The following is an 18,160-nucleotide window of genomic DNA, read 5'->3' as shown; positions in this document are numbered from 1 at the left end:
CACCATTGGCCTGTGCTGAACAGGCCAATCTGGATATCCTGGCCCCGTGGACTCCAGGATCTCGGCCCGGTCTCTCGCTGTCGCGCTCGGCGGTTGGCGAACGCGCGAGCCGGCGTACGAGGCGCTGGCCGACAGCATCCGCCTTCTGTGTCTCGACAATCGGATCGCCCCCCGCACGGCGCTCCCCGCTGAGCGCGACCTCGCTGCCACCCTCACGCTCAGCCGCAGCACTGTGGCCGCGGCGTACCGCAGTCTGCGTGAGAGCGGGCATATCGCGAGTCTGCGCGGTTCCGGAAGTGTCACGCTGCCGCTCCGCCGCCGCGACCCCGGTGGCGTCGTGGGCGGTGAGGGCGCCATCGACCTGCAGCAGGCCAGCCCTCCCGCCTGGCCCGGGCTCGCCGGCGTGATGACGGAGGTCGCAGGGCGCGCGGCGGCGCTGGTCTCGCGGGCCGGGTACGACGTGCTCGGGGGCATCGAGCTCCGCGAGGCGATCGCCGCCCTGTACGAGCAGAAGGGCGTGCCCACTTCGCCCGCGGAGGTGCTGGTGACGACGGGGGCGCAGAGCGCGATCCACCTCGTCGCGGCGGTTCTTCTGCGCCGCGGCGACCGCGTGGTGGTGGAGACGCCCACGTATCCCCATGCGGCGGATGCCCTGCGCCGGGCGGGGGCGCGGCTGGTCGGGGTACCCGTGACGACGCGCGGCGGCTGGGACCTGGAAAGGGCGGAGCAGGCGTTCGCGCGAACGCTTCCCGTGATGGCCTATCTGATGCCCGATTTCCAGAACCCGACAGGACGGTCGATGGACCCCGGCGAGCGGGAATCGCTCCTGCGCGCGGGGGAGCGTTCGGGCGCGGTACTGGTCCTCGACGAGACCACGGCGGATCTCGATATCGACCGGGGGTTCGCGGCCCCTGGCTTCGGCTCCGCCGATCCGTCCGCGGTGGTGCGGATCGGATCGCTCGGGAAGACCGTCTGGGGTGGTCTGAGGGTGGGATGGATCCGAGCGGAGGGAGACCTCATCAGGCGTTTCGTCGCCGCGCGACCGGCGCACGATCTCGGCACCCCCGAGTTCGAGCAGGCGGTCGCCGCCACTCTGCTCGCGGAGCACTTCTCGGAGATCGTCACCCAGCGGTCGGAGCTGCTCCGGGCCGGGCGCGACGCCCTCAGCCGGGCGGTGTCGGAGCGGCTTCCCGCGTGGAATGTGCCGGAAGCGCGGGGCGGGGTCGCGCTCTGGATCGAGATGGACGCCCCGCTCAGCTCGGCGCTCGTTCTGGATGTGAGGTCTCGGGGCGTGCTGCTGTCGGCGGGGCCGCGGTTCTCGGTCGACGGCGGACATGACAGACATCTGCGCGTTCCGTTCACGTCGCCGCCCGACGTCTCGCGCGCGGTGGAACTGATCGCGGAGTCGTGGGACCGCGTGCGCGACGGCGTCCCCGCCGGTGCGATCGATCATCTGGAGTCGGTGGTCTGAGTCAGCGCGCGAACCGCAGGCAGTCGAGAGCGTCGCCGGCGGACCAGAACTCGCCGAGATCGAGGAAGGCGCGCGCCGACGCTTGGAATCGCCGAGCGCGGTAGCGGATGCCATCGGCGTGCGCGATCGCCTGGAGATGGCCGATGACCACGCCGCGGCGGTCGATCACTCTCCAGAGGGCGGGCGCGGCGGCCCGCAGCCGAAGCGGCACACCGGCCGGCACCGGAGGGACGGGAACGGGGGCTTCGTGAAGGGTGGGCATGTCGGCTCCTTTCCGAATCGAACATATGTGCGACCTCCGACATCGCCCATCCGGTCCCCCCTCCTCCACAGGTCCGGCTCACTGTCGGGTTTCCCGCCCTCCCTCCGGACAGGCCTCCGACCCTCGGGCCCTTGGGTCAAGCTGGCAATGCCGCCGGTGCTCGACGGGCACTCGGGCACCGGCGGCGCATCCGGGGAGGGTCCCCGGCAGACAAGGAGAAAGCCATGGGCGACACGATCACCGTCACGGGAAACGTCGCGACCGACCCTGAACACAAGCGCACCCACGCGGGCTTGGCGATCACGACTTTCCGGCTGGCAAGCGGCCAGCGGCGCTTCGATCGCACCTCTAACGCATGGGTCGAGACCGGCACCAACTGGTACTCGGTCTCGGCCTTCAGGAATCTCGCCGAACACGCGCACGCATCGCTGCGGCGTGGCGACCGGGTCGTTCTGACGGGCCGGCTCCGCGTCCGCGACTGGGACAACGGGACGACGCGAGGGAGATCGATCGAGATCGACGCCGACGCGATCGGTCACGACCTCCGATGGGGAACCACCACCTTCACGAAGAGTGCGAGGGGCCAGTCGCCCGATCGAGAAGAGCCCCTCGCACCGCACGAGGAGGGTGAATCCGACGAGTGGGCGACTCCGGGCATGTCGGGCGGGGAGCGCAGCGATTGGTCCGACACCGGCGGGTCGGCCACGCCTCACGAGCTCGTTCCTGCCGGCCCGCCGTTCTGAGCGGACCAGGGCTCGCTCACCTCGCCCGTAGACTCGGTCACGTGGTCGACCATCCCGAACCGGGCGCCTTCTCGAGGCTCCGCTCGGCGATGCGCACCGGCTCGGCGATGATGCTGGTGACGGCAGCCGTCGCGCTGGTGGGGTGCACTGCAGGCACGGTCGGAGGCGACCCCGCCGACGCCCCGGCAGCGTCCGCCACGGCGTCCCCCGCGGCCGCCGCGTCCCCCGACGCAACGGCGTCCCCCTCGGCGCCGATCCTGGTTGCGGACGGCAGCGCTGCCGAGAATCTGCCGTTCTTCACGGAGATCGTGGAGTCGGTGTGGGCGTCGCCCGACAGAGCGTCGGGCCGCGCGTACATCGATGCTCTCGTCACGGCGGGGTTCGACAAGCAGTCGATGCAGGTCACAGCCGACACGAGCACGGTCGGCAATCCCGCCGAGAGCATTCAGTTCTCTGTGCTGTGGGACGACGAGTGCCTGGTCGGTCAGGTGGGGTCTGCGACAGGCGAGCCGTATACCGTGGTGGTGCCGAAGCTCGCCGAAGGCAGCTGCCTCATCGGTGCGACGAGACCCATCGACTGGTGATCTCAGGGCCGACCCGGCCTCTTCTCGGGCGGCCGGTGCTCGATCGCTGTCGTGATGCGCTGAGAGGCGGAGGCGAGGCGCACTCGGGGCAGCGCGCAATCCATCGGTGAGTAGGCTAGGAGACGGGACAGATCGCCCCCGCGTGATGCCGTGCAGGCACCGCACCCCGACCTCCGCATCCTGACTGAGATGCGTGCGCCGACGCGGCGCTCAACCGAACACTCAAGAGGAGCGTTTACACACTCGTGGCTGAATACATCTACTCGATGGTCCGCGCCCGCAAGGCGGTCGGTGAGAAGCTCATCCTCGACGACGTCACGATGGCGTTCCTTCCCGGTGCGAAGATCGGCATGGTCGGACCCAACGGCGCCGGCAAGTCGACGATCCTCAAGATCATGGCGGGTCTCGACACGCCCTCGAACGGCGAGGCGAAGCTGACGCCCGGGTTCAGCGTCGGCATCCTGATGCAGGAGCCCGAGCTGGACGAGACCAAGACGGTTCTCGAGAACATCCAGGACGGGATCGCCATCAAGGCCAAGGTCGACCGCTTCAACGAGATCTCCGCTCTCATGGCCGACCCCGACGCGGACTTCGACGCCCTCCTCGCCGAGATGGGCGCCCTGCAGGAGGAGATCGACGCCGCCGACGCGTGGGACCTCGACTCGCAGCTCGAGCAGGCGATGGACGCGCTTCGCACGCCTCCGGGCGACGCCGAGATCGGGCCCCTCTCCGGCGGTGAGAAGCGGCGGGTCGCGCTCACCAAGCTGCTCCTTCAGAAGCCCGATCTGCTGCTGCTGGACGAGCCGACGAACCACCTCGACGCCGAGAGCGTGCTCTGGCTCGAGCAGCACCTTCAGAAGTACCCCGGCGCCGTCATCGCCATCACGCACGACCGGTACTTCCTCGACAACGTCGCCGAATGGATCGCGGAAGTCGACCGCGGCCGCCTCATCGGATACGAGGGCAACTACTCCACTTATCTCGAGAAGAAGCGCGAGCGCCTCGAGGTGCAGGGCAAGAAGGACGCGAAGCTCGCCAAGCGCCTCTCCGAAGAGCTCGAGTGGGTCCGCTCGAACGCGAAGGGCCGCCAGGCCAAGTCCAAGGCGCGCCTCGCCCGCTACGAGGAGATGGCGGCCGAGGCCGACCGCACCCGCAAGCTGGACTTCGAAGAGATCCAGATCCCGCCGGGCCCCCGCCTGGGCAGCGTCGTGATCGAGGCTCGCAAGTTGCAGAAGGGCTTCGATGGGCGCTCGCTGATCGACGGGCTCTCTTTCAGCCTTCCGCCGAACGGCATCGTCGGCGTCATCGGCCCGAACGGCGTCGGCAAGACGACGCTGTTCAAGACGATCGTCGGCCTCGAACCACTCGACGGGGGAGACCTGAAGATCGGCGAGACCGTCAAGATCAGCTACGTCGACCAGTCACGGTCCAGCATCGATCCCAACAAGACCCTGTGGGAAGTCGTCTCGGACGGCCTCGACATCATCACCGTCGGCAAGACAGAGATCCCGTCCCGCGCCTACGTGTCGAAGTTCGGCTTCAAGGGCCCCGACCAGCAGAAGAAGGCCGGCGTGCTCTCCGGTGGCGAACGCAACCGCCTGAATCTCGCCCTCACTCTCAAGGAGGGCGGCAACCTCCTGCTCCTCGACGAGCCCACCAACGATCTCGACGTGGAGACGCTCCAGTCGCTCGAGAACGCGCTGCTGGAGTTCCCCGGCTGCGCCGTCGTCATCACCCACGACCGGTGGTTCCTCGACCGGATCGCGACCCACATCCTCGCCTACGAGGGCACCGACGAAGACCCCGACAACTGGTATTGGTTCGAGGGTAACTTCGAGGCGTACGAGCAGAACAAGATCGAGCGACTCGGGCCGGAGGCCGCCAAGCCTCACCGCTCGGCCTACCGCAAGCTGACGCGTGACTGATCTCACCGCAGCGGCAGGCGCCGGCTCCGGTCGGCGCCTTCACATCCCGATCCACCTCCGCTGGGGCGACCTCGACGCGTTCAACCACGTCAACAACACGTCGATGCTCAAGCTCCTCGAAGAGGCGCGGGTGCGAGCGTTCTGGCAGCCCGCACCCGGCGAGGATGCGCCCGACACCGCCGTCCTGGACTCCAGCATCCACAGCGGTGTGCTCACCCTCATCGCACGGCAGGAGATCGAGTACCTGGCGCCCGTGCCCTACCAGCGGCATCCGCTCGACGTGCAGCTGTGGTTCGGCAGGCTCGGTGGATCGAGCATCGAGGTGTGCTACGAGGTGCGCAGCCCGCTCGAGACTGCGACCCCCGGGTCGCCGCAGACGGTATACGCGCGGGCCACGACCGTCGTGGTGAAGGTCGACGCGGCGAGCGGTCGTCCCCTGCGTCTGTCAGCGGAGGAACGCGCCGCCTGGTCGCCGTACGCCGGAGATCCGATCGTCTACGCCCACCGTCACTGATCCGCTCGCGGAGGCGAGGAGGAATCGGGAACGCGCACCATGATCTCCTGGGCGACACTGGCCAGCAGGGTGCCGTCCTGGGCGTAGACGCGACCTGTCGCCAGCCCCCGACCGCCCCGGGCGCTCGGAGACTCCTGGACGTACAGCATCCACTCGTCCACGCGTCCGAACCGATGCCACCACATCGCGTGATCGAGGCTGGCGACCTTCAGACCCCGCAGTGCCCACGGCACCCCGTGGGCACGGAGGATGGACTCCTGGATCGTGAGGTCGCTGAGATACGCCAGGGCGGCCCGATGCACGGCAGGGGAGTCGCCGATCCGACGGCGGACCCGCATCCACACCGCCTGACGGGGCTCGTGCTCCCCGTCGACCCTCACGTAGATGGGGGAGGGGATGTGGCGCAGGTCGACCGGTCGGTCGGTGAAGAGCCGCTTGGACATCGGGTGCAAGCCGCTCAAGTGCGACTCCACGTCGGGCAGCGTCTCGGGAGCGGGGATCCCCTCGGGCATCGGCGCCTGGTGCTCGACTCCGGGGTCCTCGTCCTGGAAGGAGGCGATCATCGAGAAGATCGGCACGCCCTCCTGGAACGCCTGGGTGCGCCGGGTGGAGAAGGAGCGGCCGTCGTGGATGCGGTCGACCGCGAAGGTGATTCCCTTCGTCGAGTCGCCCGGCCGGAGGAAGTACCCGTGCATCGAGTGCGGCGCCCGTCCGTCAGGGGTCGTGCGGGTGGCAGCCACGAGGGACTGCGCCAGCACCTGGCCGCCGTAGACCCGCCCGAGCGGCATCGACTGCGATACGCCGGTGAAGATGTCTTCGGTGGTCCGGGCGTCCGACCCCGCCAGGTCGAGCACCGACAGCATCGATGCCACGGGATCGAGGTCGGGCTCCCAGTCGGCCTGGTCCACGGCTCTCCCTCCCCGGCGGCGGGCCGCCTCCCATGCTCCGCTTGGTAGCTTAGGGGTGATGCCCGCCCGCCTTCTCCTCGCCGACCCCGAGTCGGCATCCGATGCCCTCACCTTCGCCAGCCGAGCGGATCGATTCACCGACGAGGGCGTGAGGCTGCAGGCGACCAGCGGGGTGCTCCTGATGACCGCGGCCCCGCTGGCGCCTCGCGGCTTCGGGGACGGGACCCCGACCGTTCTCGCGATGCGCGCGATGGGGGCAGACCCCGAGCTCGTGTGCGACCTGGTCATCGAGGCATCCGCCCTCGCTCCCGCGCCCGACGACGCATCGGCCCTTTCCCTGCCCGAGACGGCGCTCGCGCCCGCATGGGCCGGCGTGGCGCCGCCGCGATCCGGGTGGACCGACGTCGACGCGATCGACGCCTCCCTCCTCGCGACGAAGGCCCAGGGAGGTATCGCCCGTGTGGCCGAGACCGTCCCGACGGACGCCGGCGAAGACGTGGTCCGCGCGGTTCGTGCAGCGGTCTGGGGTGCACCCGACCCCGACCTGGGAGGACTGCCGGTAGGCGTCGCGTTCGCCGCGTGGGCGATGGGGTTCATCAGCGGGGCCGAGTCCGCGCGCGTCCTCACCAGCGGTCCGTGGAGCCGAGTCAGCCTGGAGCGGGGGCATGTCGTCGTCCGCCGGCCCGTGGCGGTCGGCTTGACGCCGGTACGCCGGACCGGGGCATCCGACCGCTGACATCCTTCACGGCTGCCGCCGATCGCGGCGAACCGTCACACGGCGGCCGCGGCCGCCCTCCCCGCCGCGCGGCCCGAGAAGAGGCATCCGCCGAGGAAGGTCCCCTCCAGAGCCCGGTACCCGTGCACGCCACCTCCGCCGAATCCGCTCGCTTCGCCCGCGGCGTACAGACCGGGAACCGGCGCGCCCGCCGACCCCAACGCACGGCCCGCGAGATCCGTCTCGATTCCGCCGAGCGACTTGCGCGTCAGTACGTGCAGCTTCACGGCGATGAGCGGGCCGGACTTCGGATCGAGGATGCGGTGCGGCGTCGCCGTGCGGATCAGCTTGTCTCCCCGGTAAGCGCGCGCCGACCGGAGCATCGCGATCTGGGCGTCCTTGGTGAACTCATTGTCGATCTCGCGGTCGCGCGCCTCGACCTCCGACCGCACGCGGTCGCCGTCCAGGGCGTCGCCGCCCGGCAGAGCGCGCATGCCCTCGATGAGGCCGTCCAGCGAGTCGCGGACGACGAAGTCGGCACCGTGGTCCAAGAACGCCTGCACGGGGCTCGCCGCGCCCTTGCCGAGCCGAGATTTCGCGAGCAGTCGGACGTCCTTGCCCGTCAGATCGGGATTCTGCTCGCTCCCCGAGAGTGTGAACTCCTTCTCGACGATCCGCTGCGACAGCACGAACCAGCTGTGGTCGTAGCCGGTGGCCCGGAGGTGTGCGAGCGTCCCCAGCGTGTCGAAGCCGGGGAACAGCGGCACCGGCAGGCGCCTTCCGGTGGCATCCAGCCACAGCGACGAGGGACCGGGGAGGATCCGGATGCCGTGACCCGGCCACACCGGATCCCAGTTCTGAAGGCCCTCGACGTAGTGCCACATGCGGTCTCCGTTGATGAGCCGGGCGCCGGCGGCGTCGGACACGACCTGCATGGAGCCGTCGACATACGCCGGCACACCCGCGACCATGGTCGCCGGCGGAGTTCCCAGTCGCTCCGGCCACCAGCGCCGGACGAGTTCGTGATTCCCGCCGATGCCGCCGGACGAGACGATCGTCGCTCCCGCCGTCACCGTGAAGGCGCCGACGACCTCGCGCGACGAAGCCACCCCGCGAGCCGCGCCCGAGGGCGCGAGGATGTCGCCCTGCGCACCGGTGACGGCACCGTCGGCCAGCGTCAGCGCGGTCACGCGGTGACGCGGCAGGATCGTCACACGACCGCGTGCTTCCGCGGCTTCCACCGGCGCCTGGAACGGCGCGACGAGCCCAGGGCCGGTGCCCCACGTGATGTGGAACCGGGGCACCGAGTTGCCGGGGCCGGTCGCGGTGTATCCACCGCGTTCGGCCCATCCGACGACGGGGAAGAAGCCGACCCCCTTCTCGCGGAGCCACGCGCGCTTCTCGTGCCGCGCGAAGTGGAGGTATGCCTCGGCCCAGCGCCGCGGCCACAGGTCTTCGTCGCGATCGAAGCCGGCAGTGCCGAACCAGTCCTGCCGGGCGAGGTCGAGCGAGTCCTTGATCCCCATGCGCCGCTGTTCGGGCGAGTCGATGAAGAACAGGCCGCCGAAGGACCACCACGCCTGGCCACCCAGATTCGAGCGGGGCTCCTGGTCCACGATGATGACGCGCTTGCCGGCCGCGACCGCCTCACAGGCGGCCACCAGACCGGCCAGGCCCCAGCCGATCACGAGAACGTCGGCGGTGTGCGAGGTGGCCGCTGCGGGCATGTCGACTCCTTCGTCGATTCAGGGGTGGTGTCGGGGCTCGAAGGTGTTCACCATGGCGTGGGCGGCTCGCTGGAGATAGTCCCACAGCGTCGCCTCGTGGATCGGCGAGAGCTGGAGCTCGTCGACGGCGTCCCGCATGTGCGCAAGCCACCGGTCGCGTGCGTCCGGGTTCACGTGGAAGGGCGCGTGGCGCATCCGCAGCCTCGGGTGACCGCGCTCCTCGCTGTAGGTGGTGGGGCCGCCCCAGTACTGCTCGAGGAACAGCGTGAGCCTCAGCTTCGCGGGCTCGAGGTCCTCCTCGGGATACATCGGGCGGAGCACCTCGTCGTCAGCCACGCCGCGATAGAACGCGTCGACCAGACGCACGAACGCGTCGTGGCCTCCGATCTCCTCGTAGAAGCTGATCGGCGAGTCGCTCACGAGGTGCCCTTCGTTCCCTCATCGGCCGGCGGCGGCGTCTGCTTGCCGGTGCGCTTCGGCTTCCAGACCGGACGCGACGACGCGGGCGGCGTGACGGCGGTGGGCTTCGTCTTCGGAGGATTCGCGCCCCGCACCCGCAAGGCTCCCTCGATGCCGGACGGCATGATGGAGTTCATCGCGGGCAGAGTGATCCCGGCCGCGTCGAGAGCGCGCTTCACCCGCACGCGGAGCTCCCGCGCGACATCGTCCTTGGCATTCGCGCGCGTCTTCATCACGAGCCGGATCACCAGCGCGTCTCCCGAGATCGACTCGAGGCCCCAGACCTCCGGCTGCTCCAGGATGCGCGTGCGCCACTTCGGATCCTTCGCGAGCCCCTTGGCGGTGTCGAGGAGCAGCTGCTCGACCTGGTCGATATCGGCGTCGATGGCGACCGACAGGTCGACGATGACCCGCGACCACCCCTGGGAGAGGTTGCCGATGCGGGTGATCTCGCCGTTGCGCACGTACCAGAGGGTGCCGTTGACGTCTCGCACGTGGGTGACCCGCACGCTCACGTATTCGACGATGCCCGACGCCAGTCCGAGGTCGACCACGTCGCCGATGCCGACCTGGTCCTCGGCGACGATGAAGATGCCGTTGAGCACGTCCTTGACGATGTTCTGAGCCCCGAAACCGAGGCCAGCGCCGACCGCTGCGGTGAGGAGCGTGAGGGATCCGAGCGCCGACGGCGCGAGGATGTTGATGATCAGCAGCAGCGTGACGATGACGATCGTGACGCCGACGATGTTCTGCAGGATCGAGCCGAGGGTGCGGGTGCGCTGCACCAGTCGCACCGAAGCGAGGGGCGACCTGTCGAGCGCCTGCGTGTCATCGACGTTGGCCTTGTTCTTGGCGCCCGAGACGATCCGGTTGACGACGCGACGGATCACGATCCGGAGGATCCACGTCACGATGAGCGCGCCCAGGATGACGCCCAGCACCGCCAGGAGCTTGAAGCCCGCGTCGACGAAGAACTCGCCGATCGCCTGCCAGAACTCGGCATTCGTGATGTCGGGGCTGGTCGGCTCGGTCTCGGCGGCGCGCGCGAGCAGGAAGGTCATCATCGCCCACGATCCTAACGAGTGGGGATCTGCGAGAACCCGCAGAGCGGCGGGGACGACGGATGCCTCGGCCCGACGCAGAGGCGGGGCCGAGGCATCCGGAATCGCCTACTGGGCGTCGCGCTCCTGCACGGACAGTGCGCGCTCCACGCCGGCGAGATTCTCGGCGACGAGCCGACGCAGCGCGGGTGCCGCGTCGGCGTGGGACTCGAGCCACCGGCGGGTCGCGTCGCGCAGCTCGAGGTTCGCCAGCGGCGCCGGATACAGCCCGAAGATGAGGTACTCGGCGATCTTGTAGGTGCGCGACTCCCAGATCGGAAGCAATGCCTCGAAGTACGGCTGCACGTACGCGTCGAGCAGTTCGCGTCCGGCCGGGTGCACGAAGCCGAGCGCGGCGGAGCGCACGATCGTGTTCGGCAGGTCGTCGTTCTCGACGAGGGACGCCCACGCCGCAGCCTTGGCCTCGGCGGTGGGGAGAGCGGCCTTCGCCTGTGCGGCGAACTCGCCGCCCTTCGCCGTGTTGTCGGCTGCCAGTGCGGCATCGATGTCGTCGACCGTGACGGCGCCGCCGGCCGCGAGCGAGACGAGGAGCTGCCACGACAGATCGGTGTCGATCTCGAGCCCGTCGAACGACACCTCGCCGTCGCGGAGCTGGCGCACCTTCTGCCACTGCGCGGCCGTCGCCGCGGCGCTGGCGAACGCGGTCACGAACTGGAGCTGACTGTCGCTGCCGGCGTCGGCCTGCTCGGCGAGGGTCCACAGCGCGTCGGCCACCTTCTGCCGGGTGGCCTCGCGCTTCTCGGGCGCCACGTACGAGTTCGCTGCGAGCTGCAGCTGCGCGAGCGTCGTGCGGACCGTGGTGGACTCGGTCTCGGATCCGATGTTGCGCAGCACCAGGTCGACGTAGTCGGAAGCGGATGCCTCGGCATCGCGCGTCTGGTCCCACGCCGCGCCCCAGACCAGCGACCGTGCGAGGGGGTCGGTGATCTTGCCGAGGTGGTCGATCGCGGTGGCGAGCGAGCGCTCGTCGAGGCGGATCTTCGCGTAGGCGAGGTCCTCGTCGTTCAGGAGCACGAGATCGGGGCGCTTGTGGCCCTTCAGCTCGGGCACCTCGGTGAGGTCGCCGTCCACGTCGAGCTCGACGTGGTGCACGCGGACCAGCGCGTCGCCGTCGAGGCTGTAGAACCCGACGCCGAGCCGGTGGGGCCGGATCGTCGGGTAGTCGGCGGGCGCCGTCTGGACGATCGCGAACCGGGTGATCGTGCCGTCGACATCAGTGGCGATCTCGGGTGAGAGGGTGTTGACCCCGGCGGTCTCGAGCCACTTCTTCGACCAGGTCGACAGTTCGCGGCCGCTCGTCGCCTCGAGCTCGGACAGCAGGTCGGCGAGTTCGGTGTTCGACCACTCGTGCTTCTTGAAGTAGGCCGCGACGCCGGCGAAGAACTGCTCGATGCCCACCCAGGCGGCGAGCTGCTTGAGCACGGACCCGCCCTTGGCGTAGGTGATCCCGTCGAAGTTGACCTGAACGTCTTCCAGGTCGTTGATCTGGGCGACCACCGGGTGGGTGGAAGGCAGCTGGTCCTGACGGTAGGCCCAGGTCTTCTCCATGGCGTTGAAGGTCGTCCACGCCTCGGTCCACTCCGTGGCTTCGGCGGTGGCGATGGTCGAGGCCCACTCGGCGAACGACTCGTTGAGCCAGAGGTCGTTCCACCACTTCATGGTGACGAGGTCTCCGAACCACATGTGCGCCAGCTCGTGGAGGATCGTGACGACGCGCCGTTCCTTGACGGCGTCGGTCACCTTCGAGCGGAAGACGTACGTCTCGGTGAACGTCACGGCGCCCGCGTTCTCCATGGCACCGGCGTTGAACTCCGGCACGAAGAGCTGGTCGTACTTCTCGAACGGGTACGCGTAGTCGAACTTGTCCTCGAAGTACGCGAAGCCCTGCCGCGTCTTCTCGAAGATGTAGTCGGCGTCGAGGTGCTGCCACAGGCTCTTGCGGCCGTACACGCCGAGCGGGATCACGCGGCCCGAGGCGCTGGTGAGCTCGGAGAACGTCGCCTCGTAGGGGCCGGCGATGAGCGCGGTGATGTACGACGAGATGCGCGGGGTGGCGGCGAAAGCCCAGGTCGCGTGGCCGTCGCCGTGGCGCTCCGGTTCGGGGGTGGGGGAGTTCGAGACGACCTTCCACGCCTCCGGCGCGGTGACGGTGAAGCGGAACGTCGCCTTGAGGTCGGGCTGCTCGAACACGGCGAACACGCGACGCGAGTCGGGCACCTCGAACTGGGAGTAGAGGTACACCTCGCCGTCGACCGGGTCGACGAACCGGTGCAGGCCCTCGCCGGTGTTGGTGTAGAGGCAGTCGGCGTCGACGACGAGTTCGTTCTCGCTCTCGAGGCCGGTGAGTTCGATGCGCGAGTCCGCGAAGGCGGTGGCCGGGTCGATGGATCGGCCGTTCAGCGAGATCTCGCGGATGCCGCGGGCGATCAGGTCGATGAACGTGGCGGCTCCCGGGGTGGCGGAGAAGCGCACCACCGTCCGCGAGCCGAAGACCTCCGCGCCCTTGGTGAGGTCGAGCGCGACCTCGTAGGAATGGGTGTCGACGATCGCGCGGCGTTCCTGCGCTTCGATGCGGGTGAGGTTCTCTCCAGGCACTTGCAATGCTCCCGTGGGTGTGGGGTGGATACCGCGTGCACGGCGCTGCTGACGCCGGTGGCAACCGGACCAGCCTATTCCAGCGACCGCGATCCGCCGCCCCGCGGACGATGAAAGGATGGGGGGCGTGACTTCGGAAGCGCAGACTTCGTCCGACACCGCCGGCCACGACGCGGCGGTCCTGTTCGCATCGGCGGCCGCCGCATCGGGCTCGCCGCACGTCGAGGTGCCCGTCGCCTACGACGCGATTCTGCTCGCGGGCTTCGGCGGCCCCGAGGGTCAGGACGACGTGATCCCGTTCCTGCGGAACGTCACGCGCGGCCGGGGGATCCCCGACGAGCGTCTCGAGGAGGTGGCTCACCACTACCGCCACTTCGGCGGGGTCAGCCCGATCAACGCCCAGAACCGGGCGCTGAAAGCCGCTCTCGAGGCGGAACTCGAGCGTCGAGGGATCGAGATCCCCGTGTACTGGGGCAACCGCAACTGGGCGCCATACCTCGAGGAGGCGGTGCAGGATGCCGCGGCCCACGGTCACACGCGGCTGCTGGGTCTGGCCACCAGCGCCTACTCGTCGTTCTCGAGCTGCCGGCAGTACCGCGAGGATTTCGCCCGCGTGCTGACGGAGACGGGGCTCGGCGGGACCGTGACGATCGACAAGGTGCGGCAGTTCTTCGATCACCCGGGATTCGTCCAGCCGTTCATCGACGGGGCGCGGGACGCGATCGCCGGCTTCCTCGAGGACGGGGTCGCGCCGGAGGCGGTTCGCGTGCTCTTCTCGACCCACAGCATCCCGACCGCCGACGCGGAGCGTTCCGGCCCGCGCGAGGGCGACCCGGCGCACCGCGATCTCGGTGCCGGTGGCGCCTACGCGGCGCAGCACCTCGCGGTCGCCGAGGTGGTCATGGCGGCGGTTGCGGCGGAGATCCCCTCCGCCGCACGAGTCGGGTGGGAACTCGTCTACCAGTCGCGGTCGGGCCCGCCGAGCCAGCCGTGGCTCGAGCCCGATGTCAATGATGTGATCGCCGACCTGCCGAGCGCGGGCATCGCGGCTGTCGCGATCGTGCCCCTGGGGTTCATGAGCGACCACATGGAGGTGCTGTGGGACCTCGACACCGAGGCCATGGAGGCCGCCGCCGAGGCGGGCATCCGCGCCGTGCGCACGCCGACTCCGGGGGTCGATCCGGTCTTCGTCGCCGGCCTCGTCGACCTCGTCGAGGAACGGCTCGACGGCACCCGCGCCGTCGACCGGCCGCATGCGACGGCGCTCGGTCCGTGGTTCGACGTGTGCCGCCCCGCGTGCTGCGAGAACATCCGGGCCGGCTTCAAGCCGGCCGCCTCGGGCGTCGCGCCCTGAACCGGGCGAACGTCCCGCCAGTCCGCCCTTTCTGAGGAGTGACGCCATGCGCATCCATATCGCGACCGACCACGCCGGCCTCGAGTTCTCCACCCAGCTCCAGCATCACCTGGCCGCCGCCGGGCATGAGGTCGTCGATCACGGGCCGATCGAGTACGACCCGCTCGACGACTATCCGGCCTTCTGCATCCGCGCCGCGCAGGCGGTCGTGCGTGACCAGGCATCCGGCGTCGAGGCCCTCGGGGTGGTCTTCGGCGGATCGGGCAACGGCGAGCAGATCGCGGCGAACAAGGTCCTCGGCGTGCGCGCCGCGCTGGCGTGGAGCATCGCCACGGCCGAACTCGCGCGCGAGCACAACGATGCGAACGTGATCGCGATCGGGGCCCGTCAGCACACGTTCGAGGAGGCCGTGTCGTTCATCGACCGCTTCATCGCCACCCCGTTCTCGGGTGAAGAGCGGCACGCGCGGCGCATCGCGCAGCTCGCGGCGTACGAGCAGGACGGCGCGCTCGCACCCGACCCGCGGGCGACACCCGGGCGTCCCGATGTCCTCGCCGCCGACGACAGCTCATTCGACCCCGAGGCCGGCTGACGCGTCGATGCCCGAGGGTCACTCCGTCCATCGCATCGCGCGTCAGTTCGATCGCAACTTCGTCGGTCGCGTCGTCGCGGCGTCCAGCCCGCAGGGGCGGTTCGCAGAGGGGGCGGCCGAACTGGATGGCCGCACCGCCACCGAGGTGCGCGCGGTCGGCAAGCAGATGTTCCTGGAGTTCGACCACGGCCTGTTCCTGCGTGTCCACCTCGGCATGTACGGGGCATGGGACTTCGCGGGCGAGATCGTCGCGGATCCCACGATCGCGTCGGCGAACGGCCGGATGGGTCAGACGAATCAGCGGGGGACCCGGCTCCCGCCCGTCATCATGGACGAGTCCGGCGAGAACTCCCTGACGTCCATCGGCGCTCCTCGCCGAGCGCGCGTGCACGTCCGCATGTCCGAGCAGACCACCGGGCTGGACGACGAGGGGGAGCAGTGGCCGCCCCCGGTCGTCGGCCAGGTGCGGCTGCGTCTCCTCACCGAGGTGACGGCGGCCGACCTCCGCGGGCCCACGGCGTGCGAGCTGCAGACGCCGGACGAGGTCGCCGCCACTATCGCGAAGCTGGGTCCCGACCCGCTCGTCGACGACGTGAGCGAGGGGGAGGAGCGCTTCACCGCCGTCGTTCGCCGCAAGCCCACGGCGATCGGGCTCCTCCTCATGGACCAGACGGTCGTCAGCGGCATCGGCAACGTCTACCGGGCTGAGCTCCTCTACCGGGCGCGGCTGAACCCCCACACCCCGGGCCGGGAGGTGCCGGAAGAGCTGGTCCGGGCGCTGTGGCGCGACTGGGTGCGACTTCTGGCGATCGGGGTCGAGACCGGTCAGATGATGACCATGGACGACCTCGATCCGGAGGCGTACCGCAGGGCGATGGCCAGCCGCGACGACCGGCACTGGGTCTATCACCGAGCGGGCCTCCCGTGCCGCGTCTGCGGCACCGATATCGTCCTCGAAGAGGCCGCGGGGCGCAAGCTCTACTGGTGCCCGTCCTGCCAGCGCTGACGTCGGTCCCGCGCGGTCGCGGACTCTAGGCTGGGTGCATGCGCCAGAATCCCAGCTTCGCGATGACGGATGTCGCTGAGCTGCGCCGCCTGATCGACGACCACCCGTGGACGACGCTCGTCAGCTCGACAGACGAGGGGCTCGTGGCGTCGCACTACGCGGTGCTGTTGGACGACGACCGCGACGACCTGACGATCGTGGGGCACGTCGGCAAGCCGGACGACCTGATCCACGGTCTCGGCGAGCGCGAGCTGCTGGTCGTCGTGCAAGGTCCCCACGGTTACATCTCGCCGGGGTGGTACGGCGACGGTCCGAACGTGCCGACCTGGAACTTCGTCTCCGCGCACCTGAGCGGCGTCCCCGAGCTGCTGACGGCCGAGGAGAACCTCCGAGTGCTCGACCGACTCGTCGCGCGGTTCGAGAAGGGCATGCCGCAGCCGCGGCTCCTCTGGGAGAGGCCGAACGACCCCGACTTCGTCACCCGTCTGGAGCGGGGCACGGTGGGCTTTCGGCTGACTCCCACCCGCGTCGTCGCGAAGCGGAAGCTGAGTCAGAACCGGCCGCATGAGGTCGTCGAGACGATCATCGCCGAGCTGGAGCGGGGCGAAAGCCCCTATGCCGATCCGGCACTCGCGGGCGAGATGCGGCGGGCGTTGGATGCACGTCGGAGCGCGAGTTGAGCCCCGCGCGGGGCGAGGTCCCGGCGGTGATCGCCGACGTGCGGCTCACCGGTTCGGAGCGCACCGATCCGTTCGGGGACGACCCGGTCGACGTGCACCTCGCCGAGGGATTCATCGTCGATGTCGCGCCGGCGGGCGCACTGCCCCGGCGGGGCCTCGTGCTCGACGGCGCCGGGTCCACCCTGATCCCTGGGCTGTGGGACCACCACGTCCACGTGGTGCAATGGGCGCTGGCCGCGCAGCGTGAGCCGCTGGGCGGCGCTACGTCGGCGGCCCATGCGGCGGCGATCATGGGCGCCGCCGAGATCCTGCCCGACGGCCGGCGCGTGGGGACCGGCTTCCGCGATGCGCTGTGGCCGGATGCGCCGACCCTCGAGCTGCTGGATGCGCGCACGGGCGAGATCCCGACCTACCTCATCAACGCCGATGTGCACAGCGTCTGGCTGAACTCGGCGGCACTGCGTCGTGAGGGGTTCGAACCGGACGGCGGGGGGATTCTCCGCGAGGAGCCGGCGTTCGAGATCTCGCGACGCCTGAACTCGGCGGCCGCCGAGGTGGTGGACCCGCAGGTCGAGCGGATGGCACGCGATGCGTCGGCTCGCGGGGTGGTCGGACTTGTCGACCTCGACATGGCGTGGAACGAAGAGGCCTGGGCGCGCCGCACCGCGGCGGGCTTCGACGCTCTGCGGGTGGAATTCGGGATCTACCCGCAGCACCTCGATCGTGCGCTTGCCGACGGGCTCCAGAGCGGCGACATCGCGCGGGGCGCGGCATCCGATCTCGCCCGCGTCGGACCCCTCAAAGTGATCACCGACGGATCACTCGGCACGCGCACGGCGGCGTGCTCCCATTCGTATCCCGGCGACCCCCGCAACCACGGACTGCTCACGGTCGATGCGGCGACCCTCGTCGACCTGATGACGCAGGCGACCGCCGCGGGCATCTCGTGTGCGATCCACGCGATCGGCGACGTCGCGAACACCCAGGCGCTCGACGCCTTCGCGTCGACCGGAGCGTGGGGCACGATCGAGCACGCGCAGCTGGTGGCTCACTCCGACTCCCCGCGCTTCGCGAGGCTCGGCGTGGGCGCGAGCGTCCAGCCGGAGCACGCGATCGACGACCGCGACATGACGGACTCCATCTGGGCGGAGCAGACCGCTCAGCCGTACCCGCTGCGGTCGCTCGCCGACACGGGGGCCAATCTGCTGTTCGGCTCGGACGCCCCGGTCGCCCCGTTGGATCCGTGGGCGGCCATGGCATCCGCCGTGTTCCGCACTCGAGACGGCCGTGAGCCGTGGCAGCCCCACCAGGGTGTCGCAACCACGACCGCTCTGGCGGCCTCGACACACGGCGGCTCGACCTCGCCGGCGCGCGTCGATCCCGGAGGCCGGGCGGATCTCGCTCTGTGCGCGATCGATCCGCTGGGGGCCGACGAGCGGGAGCTTCGCGGGATGACCGTCGCTGCGACACTGCTGGACGGCAGGCTCACCCACCTGGGGTAGCC

17 protein-coding genes are annotated in these 18,160 nt (G+C 69.9%); 11 read left to right on the top strand and 6 right to left on the bottom strand.

Annotation, left to right across the window (positions count from 1 at the left end):
• The first annotated feature begins 46 nt into the window (after positions 1-46).
• Entirely contained in the window at positions 47-1,471 is a 1,425-nt protein-coding gene (locus tag ACFUTX_RS07675) for a PLP-dependent aminotransferase family protein (protein WP_378862240.1), read from the top strand.
• A gap of 1 nt (position 1,472) precedes the next feature.
• On the opposite strand, the gene ACFUTX_RS07670 is transcribed toward ACFUTX_RS07675, so the two are convergent.
• Positions 1,473-1,733: a hypothetical protein gene (locus tag ACFUTX_RS07670; RefSeq protein ID WP_378862237.1), complete on the bottom strand. Its 261-nt coding sequence runs from the start codon at positions 1,731-1,733 to the stop codon at positions 1,473-1,475.
• Between the two features lie 224 nt (positions 1,734-1,957).
• On the opposite strand from ACFUTX_RS07670, the gene ACFUTX_RS07665 reads away from it, so the two are divergent.
• From ACFUTX_RS07665 to ACFUTX_RS07650, 4 genes are all read left to right on the top strand, one after another.
• Entirely contained in the window at positions 1,958-2,476 is a 519-nt protein-coding gene (locus ACFUTX_RS07665; protein ID WP_378862234.1) for a single-stranded DNA-binding protein, read from the top strand.
• Between the two features lie 41 nt (positions 2,477-2,517).
• Positions 2,518-3,060: a DUF6993 domain-containing protein gene (locus tag ACFUTX_RS07660; RefSeq protein ID WP_378862231.1), complete on the top strand. Its 543-nt coding sequence runs from the start codon at positions 2,518-2,520 to the stop codon at positions 3,058-3,060.
• 245 nt (positions 3,061-3,305) lie between these two features.
• Positions 3,306-4,985 carry an energy-dependent translational throttle protein EttA gene (gene ettA / locus ACFUTX_RS07655; RefSeq protein WP_378862228.1) on the top strand — a complete coding sequence of 560 codons (1,680 nt, stop codon included), beginning with the start codon at positions 3,306-3,308 and terminating at the stop codon, positions 4,983-4,985.
• Positions 4,978-5,499 (top strand): acyl-CoA thioesterase, encoded by a 522-nt coding sequence (locus tag ACFUTX_RS07650; RefSeq protein WP_378862225.1) that lies wholly within the window; start codon positions 4,978-4,980, stop codon positions 5,497-5,499. Before ettA ends, ACFUTX_RS07650 begins: the two co-directional genes overlap by 8 nt.
• Here ACFUTX_RS07650 and ACFUTX_RS07645 read toward each other — a convergent pair.
• A complete protein-coding gene (locus tag ACFUTX_RS07645) occupies positions 5,493-6,362 on the bottom strand; it encodes an acyl-CoA thioesterase (RefSeq protein ID WP_378862878.1) in 870 nt (289 codons plus the stop codon). The genes ACFUTX_RS07650 and ACFUTX_RS07645 overlap by 7 nt on opposite strands.
• 103 nt (positions 6,363-6,465) lie before the next feature.
• Here ACFUTX_RS07645 and ACFUTX_RS07640 point away from each other — a divergent pair, with 103 nt between their 5' ends.
• The gene (locus tag ACFUTX_RS07640) at positions 6,466-7,143 is read left to right on the top strand and encodes a hypothetical protein (protein WP_378862222.1); all 678 of its coding nucleotides are present in this window, start codon (positions 6,466-6,468) and stop codon (positions 7,141-7,143) included.
• Between the two features lie 35 nt (positions 7,144-7,178).
• Here ACFUTX_RS07640 and ACFUTX_RS07635 read toward each other — a convergent pair whose 3' ends face one another.
• From ACFUTX_RS07635 to pepN, 4 genes are all read right to left on the bottom strand, one after another.
• Positions 7,179-8,849 (bottom strand): FAD-binding dehydrogenase, encoded by a 1,671-nt coding sequence (locus tag ACFUTX_RS07635; protein WP_378862220.1) that lies wholly within the window; start codon positions 8,847-8,849, stop codon positions 7,179-7,181.
• Between the two features lie 18 nt (positions 8,850-8,867).
• On the bottom strand, positions 8,868-9,269 hold the full coding sequence (locus ACFUTX_RS07630; RefSeq protein ID WP_378862217.1) for a globin: 402 nt from the start codon (positions 9,267-9,269) through the stop codon (positions 8,868-8,870).
• Positions 9,266-10,372, bottom strand: coding sequence for a mechanosensitive ion channel family protein (locus ACFUTX_RS07625; RefSeq protein WP_378862214.1), 1,107 nt, complete (start codon positions 10,370-10,372; stop codon positions 9,266-9,268). Before ACFUTX_RS07625 ends, ACFUTX_RS07630 begins: the two co-directional genes overlap by 4 nt.
• A 105-nt stretch (positions 10,373-10,477) precedes the next feature.
• Positions 10,478-13,024 (bottom strand): aminopeptidase N, encoded by a 2,547-nt coding sequence (gene pepN, locus ACFUTX_RS07620; protein WP_378862211.1) that lies wholly within the window; start codon positions 13,022-13,024, stop codon positions 10,478-10,480.
• A 118-nt stretch (positions 13,025-13,142) separates the two neighbouring features.
• Between pepN and ACFUTX_RS07615 the strand changes: the two genes are divergently transcribed.
• Genes ACFUTX_RS07615 through ACFUTX_RS07595 form a run of 5 tightly spaced genes read left to right on the top strand, consistent with a single transcriptional unit; the run spans position 13,143 to position 18,158 of the window.
• Positions 13,143-14,378, top strand: coding sequence for a ferrochelatase (locus tag ACFUTX_RS07615; RefSeq protein ID WP_378862208.1), 1,236 nt, complete (start codon positions 13,143-13,145; stop codon positions 14,376-14,378).
• A gap of 46 nt (positions 14,379-14,424) precedes the next feature.
• Positions 14,425-14,970: a ribose-5-phosphate isomerase gene (locus ACFUTX_RS07610; protein WP_378862205.1), complete on the top strand. Its 546-nt coding sequence runs from the start codon at positions 14,425-14,427 to the stop codon at positions 14,968-14,970.
• Between the two features lie 7 nt (positions 14,971-14,977).
• The gene (locus ACFUTX_RS07605) at positions 14,978-15,976 is read left to right on the top strand and encodes an Fpg/Nei family DNA glycosylase (protein WP_378862203.1); all 999 of its coding nucleotides are present in this window, start codon (positions 14,978-14,980) and stop codon (positions 15,974-15,976) included.
• Between the two features lie 38 nt (positions 15,977-16,014).
• Positions 16,015-16,656 carry an FMN-binding negative transcriptional regulator gene (locus ACFUTX_RS07600; RefSeq protein ID WP_378862200.1) on the top strand — a complete coding sequence of 214 codons (642 nt, stop codon included), beginning with the start codon at positions 16,015-16,017 and terminating at the stop codon, positions 16,654-16,656.
• Positions 16,653-18,158 (top strand): amidohydrolase family protein, encoded by a 1,506-nt coding sequence (locus ACFUTX_RS07595; protein ID WP_378862197.1) that lies wholly within the window; start codon positions 16,653-16,655, stop codon positions 18,156-18,158. Before ACFUTX_RS07600 ends, ACFUTX_RS07595 begins: the two co-directional genes overlap by 4 nt.
• Positions 18,159-18,160: the final 2 nt, after the last annotated feature.

The organism is Microbacterium sp. NPDC057407, from assembly GCF_042803895.1.
Classification (GTDB): Bacteria; Actinomycetota; Actinomycetes; order Actinomycetales; family Microbacteriaceae; genus Microbacterium.
The sequence above is the reverse complement of the archived record's forward strand: the minus strand, read 5'-3'. Positions and strand labels throughout refer to the sequence as shown.